The 14,518-nt window shown below is 71.5% G+C and carries 10 protein-coding genes; 6 read left to right on the top strand and 4 right to left on the bottom strand.

The window, feature by feature from the left end:
• Positions 1 to 259 precede the first annotated feature (259 nt).
• Complete coding sequence (locus AAME72_RS04775; protein WP_348790207.1) at positions 260 to 2,389, top strand: APC family permease; 2,130 nt, start codon at positions 260 to 262, stop codon at positions 2,387 to 2,389.
• Here the strand turns inward: AAME72_RS04775 and AAME72_RS04770 are convergent.
• Positions 2,386 to 3,102, bottom strand: a complete 717-nt coding sequence (locus tag AAME72_RS04770) for an MBL fold metallo-hydrolase (RefSeq protein WP_348789094.1) — start codon at positions 3,100 to 3,102, stop codon at positions 2,386 to 2,388. The two genes, AAME72_RS04775 and AAME72_RS04770, sit on opposite strands and share 4 nt — an antisense overlap.
• 86 nt (positions 3,103 to 3,188) lie before the next feature.
• Here AAME72_RS04770 and AAME72_RS04765 point away from each other — a divergent pair, with 86 nt between their 5' ends.
• Positions 3,189 to 3,959, top strand: a complete 771-nt coding sequence (locus AAME72_RS04765; RefSeq protein WP_348789093.1) for a MerR family transcriptional regulator — start codon at positions 3,189 to 3,191, stop codon at positions 3,957 to 3,959.
• A gap of 82 nt (positions 3,960 to 4,041) precedes the next feature.
• Here the strand turns inward: AAME72_RS04765 and AAME72_RS04760 are convergent, their stop codons facing one another.
• Positions 4,042 to 4,950 carry a membrane protein gene (locus AAME72_RS04760; protein ID WP_348789092.1) on the bottom strand — a complete coding sequence of 303 codons (909 nt, stop codon included), beginning with the start codon at positions 4,948 to 4,950 and terminating at the stop codon, positions 4,042 to 4,044.
• 63 nt (positions 4,951 to 5,013) lie between these two features.
• Between AAME72_RS04760 and AAME72_RS04755 the strand changes: the two genes are divergently transcribed.
• The 4 genes from AAME72_RS04755 (at position 5,014) to AAME72_RS04740 (ending at position 11,561) form a co-directional block, all read left to right on the top strand.
• Positions 5,014 to 6,492: a PLP-dependent aminotransferase family protein gene (locus AAME72_RS04755; protein WP_348789091.1), complete on the top strand. Its 1,479-nt coding sequence runs from the start codon at positions 5,014 to 5,016 to the stop codon at positions 6,490 to 6,492.
• Positions 6,493 to 6,636: 144 nt separating this feature from the next.
• The gene (locus AAME72_RS04750) at positions 6,637 to 10,053 is read left to right on the top strand and encodes an efflux RND transporter permease subunit (RefSeq protein WP_348789090.1); all 3,417 of its coding nucleotides are present in this window, start codon (positions 6,637 to 6,639) and stop codon (positions 10,051 to 10,053) included.
• Entirely contained in the window at positions 10,050 to 10,505 is a 456-nt protein-coding gene (locus AAME72_RS04745; RefSeq protein WP_348789089.1) for a hypothetical protein, read from the top strand. Before AAME72_RS04750 ends, AAME72_RS04745 begins: the two co-directional genes overlap by 4 nt.
• Before the next feature lie 156 nt (positions 10,506 to 10,661).
• Positions 10,662 to 11,561 (top strand): arginase family protein, encoded by a 900-nt coding sequence (locus AAME72_RS04740; protein ID WP_348789088.1) that lies wholly within the window; start codon positions 10,662 to 10,664, stop codon positions 11,559 to 11,561.
• A 106-nt stretch (positions 11,562 to 11,667) separates the two neighbouring features.
• Here the strand turns inward: AAME72_RS04740 and hutI are convergent, their stop codons facing one another.
• Complete coding sequence (gene hutI, locus AAME72_RS04735; protein WP_348789087.1) at positions 11,668 to 12,831, bottom strand: imidazolonepropionase; 1,164 nt, start codon at positions 12,829 to 12,831, stop codon at positions 11,668 to 11,670.
• Positions 12,831 to 14,492, bottom strand: a complete 1,662-nt coding sequence (gene hutU, locus AAME72_RS04730) for a urocanate hydratase (RefSeq protein WP_348789086.1) — start codon at positions 14,490 to 14,492, stop codon at positions 12,831 to 12,833. The genes hutI and hutU overlap by 1 nt, the downstream gene beginning before the upstream one ends.
• Positions 14,493 to 14,518 lie beyond the last annotated feature (26 nt).

Raw genomic sequence — 14,518 nt, 5'->3', positions numbered from 1 at the left:
GCTGAGGCGCTGGACCGGCGCTGAGGCGGCATCGACGCCACTGAAGAAAGACTCAGGCCATGCTCATCTCACTCCCAGTGAGACCCCTGGTGGGGCCTTCCGCCGCGGGATTCCGCGGCGGCGGAGCAGTCCGAGGTGCGGCCACCAGTGTTGCCAGAATCACCCGCTGACGACGGGCCGACGCGCCGACTTGACAGTCAATTGGCAGCGAGTATTCTCGTCCCTCGTGACAACTGAGGGGAGATCCCCGAAGCGGTGGTTGATCGGCGACCCGCTTCCGAGTGAAAAACTCGAAGGACAGCTACTCCCGAAGCACCTCGCCCTACCCATCTTCGCCTCCGATGCTCTCTCCAGCGTCGCCTACGCGCCGCAGGAACTCCTGATGATCCTGCTGCTGGGCGGACTGGCGTTCCTGAGCTTCGCGCCGTGGGTCGCCGCGGCCGTCGTCGTGCTGCTGGTGACCGTCGTCCTCAGCTACCGGCAGCTCGTCAAGGCGTACCCGTCCGGCGGCGGGGACTACGAGGTGGCCCACAAGAACCTCGGCGAGAAGGCGGGCCTGGTGGTCGCCTCCGCGCTGCTGGTGGACTACGTGCTCACCGTCGCGGTGTCGGTCGCCTCCGGCGTCGACAACATCATCTCCGCGCTGCCGTTCCTCTCTCCCTGGCGCGTCGAGCTCGCTGTGCTCTGCGTCGTCATCCTGGCCGCCGTGAACCTTCGCGGCGTCCGCGAGTCGAGCAAGGCGTTCGCCCTGCCGACCTACATCTTCATCGGCAGCATCTTCGTGATGGTGATCACGGCGCTCGTCCGCACCGTGTTCGGCGATGCGCCTGTCGCCGAGTCGTCCGCCTACTCGGTGCACGCCTCCAGCCTCACGCAGGCCGCGGTCGTGCTCCTCCTGCTCCGCGCGTTCTCGAGCGGCTGTTCCGCCCTGACCGGCGTGGAGGCGGTGGCGAACGGCGTGCCCGCCTTCCGCACGCCCAAGATCCGCAACGCCCGCATCACCCTGGGGCTGATGGGCAGCATCGCGATCGTCCTCTTCATCGGACTGACCGCGACGGCGCTGATCAGCGGCGTGCACTACGCCGAGAACCCGTGCGACCTGCAGGGCTGGGCGCAGTGCGCCACCCAGCCGCAGCGCTCGCTGATCGCCCAGATCGCCGCGGCGACCTTCGGCAACAACACCGTCTTCTTCTTCATCGTGCAGGCCGCGACCGCCGTCGTCCTGCTGCTGGCGGCCAACACCGCGTTCAACGGGTTCCCGCTGCTCGGCTCGGTGCTCGCCCGCGACTCCTACGCCCCCAAGGCGCTGAACACCCGCGGCGACCGCCTCGTCTACTCCAACGGCATGATCGTCCTGGCGCTGGCGGCCACCGCACTGCTGGTGGTCTACCAGGCGAACCTGACCAACCTGATCCAGCTGTACATCATCGGCGTCTTCGTCTCGTTCACGCTCGGCCAGTCCGGCATGGTGAAGCACTGGATCACGCTGCTGCGCGGCGGCGGGCTGACCGGTCGCGAGCGGACCAGCACCGTCCGGTCGCTCTGCATCAACGCCTTCGGGGCGACGCTCACGTTCATCGTGCTCATCGTGGTGACCATCACGAAGTTCACGCACGGCGCCTACCTCGTCTTCATCTTCATGCCGATTCTCTGGTTCCTGATGCTCGGCGTGAACCGGTACTACCGGGACGTGGAGAAGGAGATCGAGGTCGACCCGGTCACCACGTTCGGAAGCGTCGGCGACCACGCGATCGTCCTGGTCGGAAAGATGCAGAAGCCGGCGCTGAAGGCGCTCGACTACGCGATCGCCGCCCGCCACGACTCCATCGAGGCCGTGCACGTCTCCATCGAGGAGGAGGCGACGCAGAAGCTGCAGCGGCAGTGGGTCGAGCAGAACATCCACGTGCCGCTCACGATCATCGAGTCGCCGTACCGCGACTTTGGCGTCCCGCTGGTGAAGTACCTGAAGCACCGCCGCGAGGAGCACGGCTCCGAGGTGGTCACCGTCTACCTGCCGCAGTACATCGTCGGGCACTGGTGGGAGACGCTGCTGCACAACCACCGCGCCCGCCGGCTGGCGAAGCAGCTCATGCTGTGCCACGGCGTCACCGTCGCGCTCGTTCCGTGGCTGCTCGACTCGTCCTCGCTGATCTACGGCAGGCGCTCGCGTCCACTGCCCGGCCAGGATCGTCGCGGTGAGCCGGTGCGTCCGGTCGCGCGTCGTCCGCTCGCGCCCGCCTCGCGCGCGCACTCGCGCATCCACATCCACCCGAGCCCGATCACGATCGGCGAGCCGGAGAACGCGAACGGCGAGACCACGCCGCCGTCGGTGCCGGCGCCCGCGCCGGAGTCGGCGCCGGTGAAGGTCCCGGCGAAGGCCAAGCGCTAGAGCCGCAGCAGCGGGCCGTGGCCCGGCAGCACGATCGCGGTGTCGCAGAGGTCCAGGCTGCGTGCGCTCGCCGCTGCCGCGGCGACGTCGTGGTGGAAGAACGCCGGCAGCTGCTGCAGCTCCCCGGACTCGCGCAGCAGCGCGTGGCCGGTGACCACCACGTCCCCGGTGATCAGCACGCGCGCGTCCGGCTCGAAGAGGCAGGCGTGGCCGGAGGTGTGGCCCGGCGTCGCGACGACGTGCAGCCGGTGTCCGGTGCTCAGCTCGAGCGTGTCGCCGTCGAACGCCGTGGCCGAGGGGACGCCGACGTCGCCCAGCCCGCCCGCGCGGATCGCCTCGACCGCCCAGCGCACGGTCCCACGCTTCAGCACCGACGGCAGCAGGTCGGCGACGGTGACCTGCTCCGTCACCTCCCGTCGCACGTTGGGCAGCTCGGCCGCGGCGGTCTGCACCGCGGCGCCGTGCCGGACCGCCAGTTCCCGGCTCGACCCGAGGTGGTCGGAGTGGCCGTGCGTGATGAGGATGCGGCGGAGGTCTGCCGGCTCCGCGCCCGCCGCGCGGATGGAGGCCTCCACCAGCGGCCGGTCGGCGGGGTAGCCGCAATCGACGAGCTCGACGGCGCCGTCGCCGTGGAACACGGTCCAGTTGGAGGCGGGACCCTCCACGAACAGGATGCCGGGGGCCACCTCGGACGTCGATCGGATCTCACGCACGCGGAAAAGCGTAGCGGCCCCTGTTGACCTTGACGTAACGTCAACATCTACCGTGAGATGCGCAGCCCACGGGAGAGGAGAGGGACGTGACGGACACGGTGGCCGACTGGAGCATCCAGGACATCGCCCGGCTCGCCGGGACGACCAGCAGGACCCTGCGTCACTACGACGACATCGGCCTGCTCCCGCCCACGCGCGTCGGGTCGAACGGCTACCGCTACTACGACCGCGACGCGCTCGTGCGGCTGCAGCGCATCCTCATGCTCCGGGACCTCGGGCTCGGCCTCCCGGCCGTGGCCCGGGTGCTCGACGATCGGCGGGATGCAGCGCCCGCGCTGCGCGACCACCTGACGTGGTTACGCGCGGAGCGGGACCGGCTGGCGCGGCAGATCGCGTCGGTCGAGTCGACGATCCACGCGATGGAGGAAGGAGAGCAGATCATGGCGGAAGACATGTTCGACGGGTTCGATCACACCCGGTACAAGGACGAGGTCGAGGAACGCTGGGGGAAGGAGGCGTACGCCGTCTCCGACCGCTGGTGGCGCGGGATGAGCGAGACGGAGCGCGCCGCGTGGCAGCACCGCCAGCGCGCGCTCGCGGCCGACTGGATGGACGCGGCGGCGCGCGGCGTCGCGCCGGACTCGGACGAGGCGCAGGCCCTCGCCCGCCGGCACGCGGAGTGGCTGGGGGACATCCCCGCGACTCCCGGCTACGGCGAGGGCGGCCCACCGGCTGCGTACCTGACCGGGCTCGGCGACATGTACGTCGCCGACCCGCGCTTCGCCGCCAACTACGGCGGCGTGGAGGGTGCCACCTTCGTCCGCGACGCCCTGCGCATCTACGCCGCCGCCCTCTGACACCCGCCCCATGGCAACCGCCGAGTACGCAGATCCTCTGCGTACTCGGCGGTTTTCGCGCGACTTTCTGCGTACTCGCGGGTTACGCGCGGCGGGTGCGGGTGCGTGAGCGGGCGCGGGCGGTGAGCCGGTCGTCGAGCCAGTGCGCCGCGATGAGGCGGGAGCCCCGCGCCGGGCGCTGCGCCGGCTCGGCGGGGGCGCGGTCCGGCTGCGGACCGCGGACGAACGGGGAGTCGGCACGGTCGGCGCCGCGCGAGCGCGTGGCCGCGTCGGACTCGAGCAGGATGCCGTCTCGCACGTCGAAACGGACGGCATCCTGCTCGTCCCGAAGGCCGGCGCCTTGCACCGCCGTGCCTTCGAGCTCGCCCTCCAGCTCCGCGGGCGCAGCGACGGCCTGCGGGAGCCGGATGGCGAAGAACGGGAGGGTGATGCTGCATAGCGGCCCGATGAGCAGCGCCTCGGCGAGCGTCCCGATCCCGACGTTGCCGCCGAGGAACCAGCCGATCACGAGCACAGCCACCTCGATGCCGGTGCGGACGGCCCAGATCGGCCAGCCGGTGCGGGCGTTCAGCCCGGTCATCAGCCCGTCGCGCGGTCCGGGGCCGAGCTTCGGCCCGATGTAGAGGCCGGTGGCGACCGCGAGGAGCAGCAGCCCGGCCGTGAACACGAGCACCTGCGCCCACAGCACGGTCTGCTGCGGGATCAGCCAGAGGCCGAACTGGGCGCTCGGCCCGACCAGGAGCACGTTGAGTACGGTCCCGAGTCCGGGACGCTGCCTCAGCGGGATCCAGAACGCCAGCACGACGAGGCCGACCAGATTGGTCACCCAGCCGAACGCGATGCCGGTGTGCAGCGAGATGCCCTGCGCCAGCACATCCCAGGGTGAGACGCCGATGCCCGCGCGGATCATCAGGGCGATCGCCATCCCGTAGAGGAACAGGCCGACGAGCAGCTGCACGATGCGTCGAGTGAGGAGGAGGCTGCCGGACATGGTCACAATCCAATCGGTGGATTGGCCTTCCATCAAGAGTCCAATCGACATAGAGTGGCCTGCATGTCCGACGCGCACCTCACCGCCCGCTCGCTGGAGACCCTGCTCGGCAGCTGGCGGGGGGCCGCCCCGTCGTACCAGTCGCTCGCCGACCGCGTCCGGCTGCTGGTGCTCGACGGCCGCATCCCGATCGGGACGCGACTGCCCGCCGAGCGCGAGCTCGCGGCCCGCCTCGAGCTCAGCAGGACCACCGTGACCGCGGCCTACCGCCAGCTGCGCGACGCCGGATTCGTGGACAGCGTGCGCGGCTCCGGCAGCGTCACCCGTCTGCCGGGGCCCGCCCTCGCGCTGCCCGCCGCAGGTTCCGAGGGGATGCTCGACTTCACCAAGGCGGCGCTGCCCGCCGCCGCATCCCTCCCCGCCGCGGCCCGCGCGGCGGCGGAGGAGCTGCCGCACTTCCTGCCGGACTCCGGATACGACCCGGTCGGGCTCCCGCACCTGCGCGAGGCGATCGCCGAGCGCTACCGCGAGCGCGGCCTCCCGACCGACCCCGAGCAGGTTCTCGTCACCGTCGGCGCGCAGCAGGCCATCGCCCTGATCGCCCGCGCCTTCCTGACCCGCGGCGACCGGGCGCTCGTCGAGATGCCCACCTACCCGCACGCCACCGAGGCGCTCCGGCTGTCGGGTGCGCGCCTCGTGCCGGTGACCGTGACGCCGCCGGAGGACGGGCCGCACGTCATCGGTGCGGAGGACGACGGCTGGGATGCGGACGCGATCGAGCAGACGATCCGCCGGGCCAACCCGGCGCTCGCGTACGTCATCCCCGACTTCCACAACCCGACCGGCGCCTCCATGTCACCGGCCACGCGCGAGCGGCTGCTCGCCGCCGCCGCCGCGCACGGCACCATCGTCGTCGGCGACGAGACGACGGCGGAACTGGACATCGACCGTCCCGGCTCGCTGCTCCCGCTGCCCGCGTACGCCGAGCGCTCCGCCGGCGCCGCGCCGGTCATCCTCATCGGTTCGGCGAGCAAGAGTCTGTGGGGCGGGCTGCGGATCGGCTGGATCCGCGCGGACCGCCCGCTCGTCCAGCGGATGATCGCCGCGAAGCCGGCGACGGACCTCGGCACCCCGATGCTCGAGCAGCTGGTCGTCGCGCGGATGCTGCCGCAGACCGCCGGGATCCTGGAGGAGCGTCGCGTGCAGCTGCGGGAGGGCCGGGAGAACGTGCGCAGGCTCGTGGCGCAGACCTTCCCGGAGTGGACCGTGCCCAGCCTGCACGGCGGGCTCGCGGCCTGGATCGGGATCGGCGCACCGGTCAGCTCGGCCCTCGCCCTCGCCGCGCGCAACCACGGCCTGCTGATCGCCGCGGGGCCGCGGTTCGGACTGGACGGCGCCTTCGAGCGCTTCCTGCGCATCCCGATCACCTACTCCACCGAGGAGACAGAGCGCGCGTTCGTCGCGCTCGCGCGGGCGTGGGCGACGGCCGCCACGGAGCCGGCGCCGTACTTCGAGGCCGGCGCGCTCCCCAACGTCGTCTGAGCGACTCCACCCACTGCTCGCACCGGATCTCCACCCGGTAAGTGGTACCTGGGCATGAGGATCACGCTCATGCTGCGGTGAGATACTTTCGCTGCGCCGTCGTCGCCGTGCCTCCTGCATCCACACCCGCCGAGGGGAAACTCCGTGCATTTTCTCGCCGTTCTCAGCATGAAGAACCGTGCCCTGATCGCTCTGGTGACGATCGTCGCCGCAGTGTTCGGCGGCCTCGCGCTGACCAACCTCAAGCAGGAGCTCATCCCGTCGATCTCGTTCCCGCAGCTCGTGGTGCTCTCCAGCTACCCCGGCGCGTCGCCTGAGGTCGTCAACAACGACGTCAGCACCCCGGTGGAGGCGGCGATCCAGGGGGTCCCGGATCTCGAGAAGACGACGGCCGTCAGCAGCACGAACCAGTCGATCATCACGGCCCAGTTCCACTACGGCACCGACCTCGCGACGGCGGAGCAGAAGATCGACCAGGCGGTCAACCGGATCAAGTCGACACTGCCGGACGGCGTCGAGCCGCAGGTGCTCGCCGGATCCATCGACGACCTCCCCGTCATCCAGCTCGCGGTCAGCAGCGACTCCGACCAGCGGAAGCTCGCGGACGACATCACGAAGCTCGTGCTCCCCGACATCAAGCAGGTCGACGGGGTCAACGACGCCCAGCTGGTCGGCGAGGTCGGCCAGCGCATCACCATCACGCCGGACCCCGCCAAGCTCGCGGCGGCGGGGCTCAGCAGCTCGGCGATCAAGGACGCGCTGCAGCAGAACGGCGTGCTGCTCCCGGGCGGCTCGATCACCGAGGACGGCAAGACGCTGACGATCCAGTCGGGATCGCAGCTGAAGTCGGTCGAGGACATCGCGAACCTCCCGCTGATCGGCAGCAGCGCCGGGGCGGCGGGGGGCGCAGGCGCCGGCGCGGGTACGACCGGCGGCGCGGGCGCGACCGGTGGCGCTGGCGCGACCGGCGGCGCGGGCGCGACCGGTGGCGACGCTGCCGGGCAGACGGCCGGCGCGGGGGCCGGGGCCGGTGCCGGCGCGACGGGCGCGGCGATCACCGTCGTCACCCCGCACACGATCGGCGAGGTCGCGTCCGTGGCCAAGGCCGACGACCCTGTCACGTCCCTCTCGCGCGTCGACGGCAAGCCCGCGCTGACCATCGCGGTCACCAAGCTGCCGTCCGCCAACACCGTCGAGGTGTCGCACGGGGTGACGGCGCTCGTCTCCGACCTCGAGAAGAAGCTCGGCGACGGCGCGAAGATCACCGTCGTCTTCGATCAGGCGCCGTTCATCACCCAGTCGATCAACTCGCTCACCGAGGAGGGCCTGCTCGGTCTGCTGATGGCGGTCATCGTCATCCTGGTGTTCCTGCTGTCGATCCGCTCGACGCTGGTGACGGCGATCTCGATCCCGACCAGTGTGCTTATCACCTTCGTGGTGATGTGGGCAACCGGTTACACGCTCAACATCATCACGCTCGGGGCCCTCACCATCGCCATCGGCCGTGTGGTGGACGACTCCATCGTCGTCATCGAGAACATCAAGAGACAGCTCGTACCCGGCGCCGACCGCGCCGTGACGATCGTGCGCGCCGTCCGCGAGGTCGCCGGCGCGATCACCGCATCCACCATCACTACGGTGGCGGTGTTCCTGCCGCTGGCGTTCGTCGGCGACGTGACGGGGGAGCTGTTCCGCCCGTTCGCGCTGACCGTGACGATCGCGCTGCTGTCGTCGCTGCTGGTCGCGCTGACCATCGTCCCGGTGCTCGCCTACTGGTTCCTGCGCGCGCCGAAGCCGCGCAAGCACGAGGAGACGGCGCACGACGCCGCTTCCGCGCACCTCTCCATCGACGAGGCGACCGCCGCAGGCGAGGACGAGCTGGAGCACCCGTCGCGCCTGCAGAGCGGATATCTGCCGATCATCCGGTGGACGCTGAAGCACTCCGTGACGACGGTGGCGCTCGCGCTCGCCGTCCTGATCGGAACCGGCTTCCTCGCGCCTCTGATGAAGACCAACTTCCTCGGCTCCAGCGGCCAGAACTCGCTGACCGTGACGCAGACGCTCGCCCCGGGCACCAGCCTGCAGGCGAAGGACGACGCCGCCACGGTGGTCGAGAAGAAGCTGCTGGACACGAAGGGCGTTGACACGGTCCAGGTCTCGATCGGGTCGAGCGGGTCGTCGCTGCGGGACGCCTTCACCGGCGGGGCGGGCAACACCACGTTCTCGATCACCACGGACCCCGACGTCGACCAGGACGCGCTGCAGACCACCATTCAGGACGAGCTCGCCGCCATCGACGGCCAGGGCGAGATCCAGGTCTCATCGCAGAGCGGCTTCGGCGGCTCCAGCGACATCGAGGTGGACATCTCGGCAAGCAACGAGGACGACCTGCAGAAGGCGACCGACTCGGTCACCGCCGAGCTGAAGAAGCAGTCCGCGCTCGGCCAGGTCACCGACAACCTCAGCGCGTCGCTGCCGTACGTCTCGGTGGATGTGGACCGCACCAAGGCGGCGGAGGCCGGCCTCAGCGAGGTGGCGGTCGGCACGCTCGTCTCGCAGGCCATGCAGCCGACGCAGGTCGGCACGGTCGCCATCGACAACACGACCCTGAAGATCTACCTGCAGTCGGACAACCCGCCCACCACGGTCGCCGGGCTCTCGGAGCTGCAGATCCCGACGGCGACGGGCGTCGTGCCTCTGAACACCCTCGCGACCGTGAAGGAGGCGAAGGGCCCGGCGACGGTCACCACCGAGCGCGGACTGCGCACCTCGACCGTGACGGCGACGCCCGCGACCGACAACCTCACCACCGCCAACGAGCAGGTCTCGAAGGCGCTCAAGGCGGCGGACCTGCCCACGGGCGCCACGGCGACGATCGGCGGCGTCTCGTCCAGCCAGTCGGATGCGTTCGGCCAGCTCGGGCTCGCGCTGCTGGCGGCCATCCTCATCGTCTACATCGTGATGGTGGCGACGTTCCGGTCGCTGCGTCAGCCGCTGCTGCTGCTGGTCTCGGTGCCGTTCGCCGCGACCGGCGCCATCCTGCTGCAGATCGTCTCGGGCATCCCGCTCGGCGTCGCCTCGCTGATCGGCGTTCTGATGCTGATCGGCATCGTCGTGACGAACGCGATCGTGCTCATCGACCTCGTCAACCAGTACCGTCGTCGCGGGCTGTCGGTGTCGGACGCGGTGCTGCACGGCGCCTCCCGCCGTCTGCGGCCGATCCTGATGACGGCGCTGGCGACCATCGCAGCGCTGACCCCGATGGCGATCGGGCTCACCGGCCACGGCGGCTTCATCTCGCAGCCGCTCGCGATCGTGGTGATCGGCGGCCTGATCTCGTCGACCATCCTGACGTTGGTCGTGCTGCCGACCCTGTACAACCTCGTCGAGGGAGCACGGGAGCGGCGACTGGCGCGGAAGGCCGCGAAGGGCGGCGGCGACGCCGGTGCGGCCGGCCGCGGCGGCCACCCGGGACCGGGCGACGGCACCGGGGACGACGGCGACGCGACCCGACCGGAGCCGCCGGTGTTCACGGCGCCGGCTGGCGGGACGCAGGTGTGAGCGCGGCGACGCGCGCGGGCACGCGGCCCGAGCTCAGCACCGAGGGGCCGCAGCGTCAGCTGACGCAGCAGTCGTCGCCGGAGCTGTGGGGGCGGCTGGTGTTCGAGGCCACGCGCCTGGCGCACATCCGCGAGGGACGGAGCGCCGTCTCCCCGGTCGACTCGCGAGCCCTGCTCGTGGCGGACAGGGACGAGCCAGCGGTGCCGGAAGCGACCCTCGCGCCGGGGGCGCCGGTCGAGCCCGCGCACGTGCACGGGGTGCACGACACCAGCCTGCATCTGGTGCTGCCGCGGCAACGGGCCGAGCAGGTCTGCGCGGACGGCTGGGGTGTTCCGCACGCCTACGGCGACTTCGGAACCGAGATCCTGGTCTACGGGCCGCGGGACGCCGACGAGCTGGCGCTCGTGCTCGGGCTGGTCCGCGAGAGCATCGCGTTCGCGCGCGGGGAGTAGGCGCCGCGACGTGAGTGTGCCCTCTCGGTACGTTTGCCGGTGCTCGAGCACCGGGCAAACGTCCCGAAGACGGACAGTCGCGCACTGTCCGGGATGCCAGACGGTGCGGAACGGGGAGGGGCACCCGGGTCGGTGCCGCGTTGCTAGCGTCGCGGTATGAGCCTTCCCGTCGATCCCCTGTGGCCGCGTGCCGGGGGCTGGCCCGCATTCGCCGACGCGTCCGCGGACGGGCGTCCGGACCTGACGCTGCTCGGCATCCCCACCTGGCGCACGTCGCTCTCTCCGACCGGCGCGCACGCGACGCCGGCTGCGGTGCGGGAGGCGCTGCGACGCTACTCCGCGCACGTGCCTGGCCTCGACGTGGAGGCGCTCCGCTTCGTGGATGCGGGCGACGTGTCCGAGCCGGACGGTGCGGACGGTGAGGCGCGGGCGACCGCGGCGATGCGTGCCGCTGTCACCGCGTCCCGGCTGACCGTCGCGGTCGGCGGAGACAACGCACTGACGGTACCCGCGGCGCTCGGCGCGTTCGGCGACGACCTGCCGGATGCCGGGCTCATCACGCTGGATGCGCACCACGACCTGCGCGACGGCGTGTCCAACGGGTCGCCCGTGCGGCGCCTGGTGGAGGCCGGACTTGACGGTCGCCGCATCGTCCAGATCGGGATCGCGGACTTCGCCAACTCCGCGGCGTACGGCCGGCGCGCCGCCGAGTACGGCATCACGGTCGTCCACCGCGACGAACTGCACCGGCGCCCGATCGACGATGTGATGGCAGAGGCGCTCGCCGTCGCCGGTGCCGGAGGGGGACCGGTGCACGTGGATCTGGACGTCGACGTCTGCGACCGGTCGGTCGCCCCCGGCTGCCCGGCCTCCGTGCCCGGGGGCCTCGCGGCGTGGGAGCTGCGTCGTTTCGCGCGGCTCGCCGGCGCATCCCCTGCGGTGCGCTCGCTCGACATCGCCGAGGTGGACGCCACCGCCGACGCCGAGGACGCCCGCACCGTTCGCCTCGCGGCGCTCCTGGTCCTCGAGGCCGCCGCCGGCCTCGCCTCCCGCTGACCGCCCGCCCAGCCTCGCGCCGCCGCCAGGCCGGCGAGCACAGGAAAAGTGCTCCGATCCGCCCCGAATCGGAGCACTTTTCCTGTGCTCGGCGGCCCGCGCGGGGTCAGGGACGAGCGCGGTGGGTGCGCGCGACGAGGGGGACGCCCGGGCGGTAGGCGAGGTGCACGTGCGAGGGCGCGTCCAGAACGACGTAGTCGGCGCGGGCGCCGGGCCGGAGGTGGCCGACATCGGTGCGGCGCAGCGCCTCGGCGCCGCCGAGGGTGGCTGCCCGCAGCGCCTCCGCGACCGTCATCCCCATCTCGCGCACGGCCACGGCGATGCAGAAGGGCATCGACGATGTGAACGACGAGCCCGGGTTGCAGTCGCTCGCGAGTGCGACGCGCACCCCGGCCTCGATGAGCCGCCGCGCGTCGGGGTAGGGCTGCCGCGTCGAGAACTCGACGCCGGGAAGCAGCGTGGCGACGGTGCTCGAGCCCGCCAGCGCCGCCACATCGGCGTCGGTCAGATAGGTGCAGTGGTCGACGCTCGCCGCATCCAGCTCGACGGCGAGTGCGACACCATCGCCGGGACCGAGCTGGCTCGCGTGAAGCCGCACGCCGAGCCCGCGTGACGCGCCGGCGGCAAGGATGCGGCGCGACTGCTCGACCGTGAACGCCCCGCTCTCGCAGAACACGTCGATCCACCGGGCGTGCGGTGCACACGCGTCAAGCATCGGCCCGGTGACGAGCTCGACATAAGCCTGAGGATCCTCCGCATACTCCGGCGGCACCACGTGCGCGCCGAGGAACGTCGTCTCGTCGGTGACCTCGCCGGCCAGTCGGAGGAGGCGCTCCTCGTCCTCGACCGTGAGGCCGTAACCGCTCTTGATCTCGAACGTCGTCGTCCCCTGCGCCTCCAGCTCCGCCACGAACCGGGCGAGACGGGACCGCAGCTCGCCCTCGGACGCGGCTCGCGTCGCCGCGACGGTGCTGCGTATGCCTCCGGCGGAATACGGCCGTCCGGCCATCCGCGCCTCGAACTCCGCGGACCGGTCGCCGCCGAAGACGAGGTGGGTGTGGCTGTCCACGAACCCGGGGATGACGGCGGCGCCGCCCGCATCCACCACCTCGTCGACGTCGCGGGGCGCCGCCGACGCGGGGCCGGTCCACACGACCCGGCCATCCACCTCCAGCAGCGCCGCGTCCGCGACGATGCCGAGCGGACCGGCATGCTCAGGGTCGAGGGTGACGAGCTCGCCGATCCCGGTCAGCAGCGTCGCGCGGGACATCAGATGGCGCCGCCCTGCATGGGGATGCGCAGCCCGCGCTCGCGGGCGACCTCGGCGGCGTGCTCGTAGCCCGCATCCACGTGGCGCATCACGCCGGTTCCGGGGTCGTTGGTGAGCACCCGCTCGATCTTCTGCGCGGCGAGCGGGGTGCCGTCCGCGACGATCACCTGTCCGGCGTGGATGCTGCGGCCGATCCCGACGCCACCGCCGTGGTGAAGCGACACCCAGGTGGCGCCGGACGCGGTGTTCAGCAGGGCATTCAGCAACGGCCAGTCGGCGATCGCGTCGGAGCCGTCCTTCATCGCCTCGGTCTCGCGGTACGGGGAGGCGACGGAACCGGAGTCGAGGTGGTCTCGGCCGATCACGATCGGGGCGCTGACCTCCCCGGAGGCGACGAGCTCGTTGAACCGCAGGCCGGCGAGGTGGCGCTCCTTGTAGCCGAGCCAGCAGATCCGCGCTGGCAGTCCCTCGAAGTGGACCTTCTCGCCGGCCTGGGTGATCCAGCGGCGCAACTTGTGGTCGTCAGGGAACAGCTCCAGGATGGCCCGGTCGGTCGCCGCGATGTCGGCGGGGTCGCCGGAGAGCGCCGCCCAGCGGAACGGCCCGCGACCCTCCTCGAACTGCGGGCGGATGTACGCGGGAACGAAGCCGGGGAACGCGAACGCGCGGGAGTAGCCGCCCAGCTGCGCCTCCGTGCGGATGGAGTTGCCGTAGTCGAAGACCTCGGCTCCCGCATCCAGGAAGCCGACCATCGCCTCCACCTGCTTCGCCATCGAGAGGCGCGCGGCGATCGTGAACGCCTCGGGGTCCGCCTCGGCGCGCTCGTGCCACTCCGCGACGCCGATCTCCTCCGGCAGGTAGCTGAGCGGGTCGTGGGCGCTGGTCTGGTCGGTGACGATGTCGATCGGGACGCCGCGTCGCAAAAGCTCGGGGAACACGGTGGCGGCGTTGCCGACCAGTCCGACCGAGAGGGCGCGCCGCTCGTCCTTCGCCGCGGTCACGCGGGCGATCGCGTCGTCGAGGTCGTCGGCGAGCTCGTCCAGGTAGCCGTGGTCCACGCGCCGCTGAAGGCGGGTGCGGTCGACGTCGACGATGAGGACGGCGCCGCCGTTCAGGGTGACGGCGAGCGGCTGCGCTCCGCCCATCCCGCCGCAGCCGCCGGTGAGGGTGAGCGTCCCGGCAAGGCTGCCGTCGAACCGTTTGTCGGCGATGGCGGCGAACGTCTCGTAGGTGCCCTGCAGGATGCCCTGCGAGCCGATGTAGATCCAGGAGCCCGCGGTCATCTGGCCGTACATGGTGAGGCCGAGCGCCTCCAGCCGGCGGAACTCGGGCCACGTCGCCCAGTCCCCGACCAGGTTGGAGTTGGCGATGAGCACGCGCGGCGCCCACTCGTGCGTGCGGAAGACGCCGACCGGCTTGCCCGACTGCACGAGGAGGGTCTCGTCGGGCTCCAGGTCGCGCAGGGTGGCGACGATCGCGTCGAACGCCTCCCAGCTGCGCGCGGCGCGACCGGTGCCGCCGTAGACGACCAGGTCGTCGGGGCGCTCGGCGACCTCGGGGTCGAGGTTGTTCATCAGCATCCGCAGCGGCGCCTCGGTCTGCCAGCTCTTCGCGCTCAGCTCGGTGCCGCGCGGTGCGCGCACCTCTCGTGCTCCCTGCATTCGTGTGGTCCTCTCTCGAGCAACGG

Origin of the sequence: Leifsonia sp. NPDC080035 (genome assembly GCF_040050925.1) — a bacterium.
GTDB lineage: Bacteria > Actinomycetota > Actinomycetes > Actinomycetales > Microbacteriaceae > Leifsonia.
Note: the sequence above shows the minus strand (reverse complement) of the source record. Positions and strands in the feature narration are given on the sequence as shown.

What these genes read in the sequence shown, in the direction of transcription:
- AAME72_RS04760 (WP_348789092.1), bottom strand. Translation starts at nt 4,950, where the DNA reads ATGTCCGGCAGCCTCCTCCTCACTCGACGCATCGTGCAGCTGCTCGTC.
- AAME72_RS04755 (WP_348789091.1), top strand. Translation starts at nt 5,014, where the DNA reads ATGTCCGACGCGCACCTCACCGCCCGCTCGCTGGAGACCCTGCTCGGC.
- AAME72_RS04740 (WP_348789088.1), top strand. Translation starts at nt 10,662, where the DNA reads ATGAGCCTTCCCGTCGATCCCCTGTGGCCGCGTGCCGGGGGCTGGCCC.
- hutI (WP_348789087.1), bottom strand. Translation starts at nt 12,831, where the DNA reads ATGTCCCGCGCGACGCTGCTGACCGGGATCGGCGAGCTCGTCACCCTC.
- hutU (WP_348789086.1), bottom strand. Translation starts at nt 14,492, where the DNA reads ATGCAGGGAGCACGAGAGGTGCGCGCACCGCGCGGCACCGAGCTGAGC.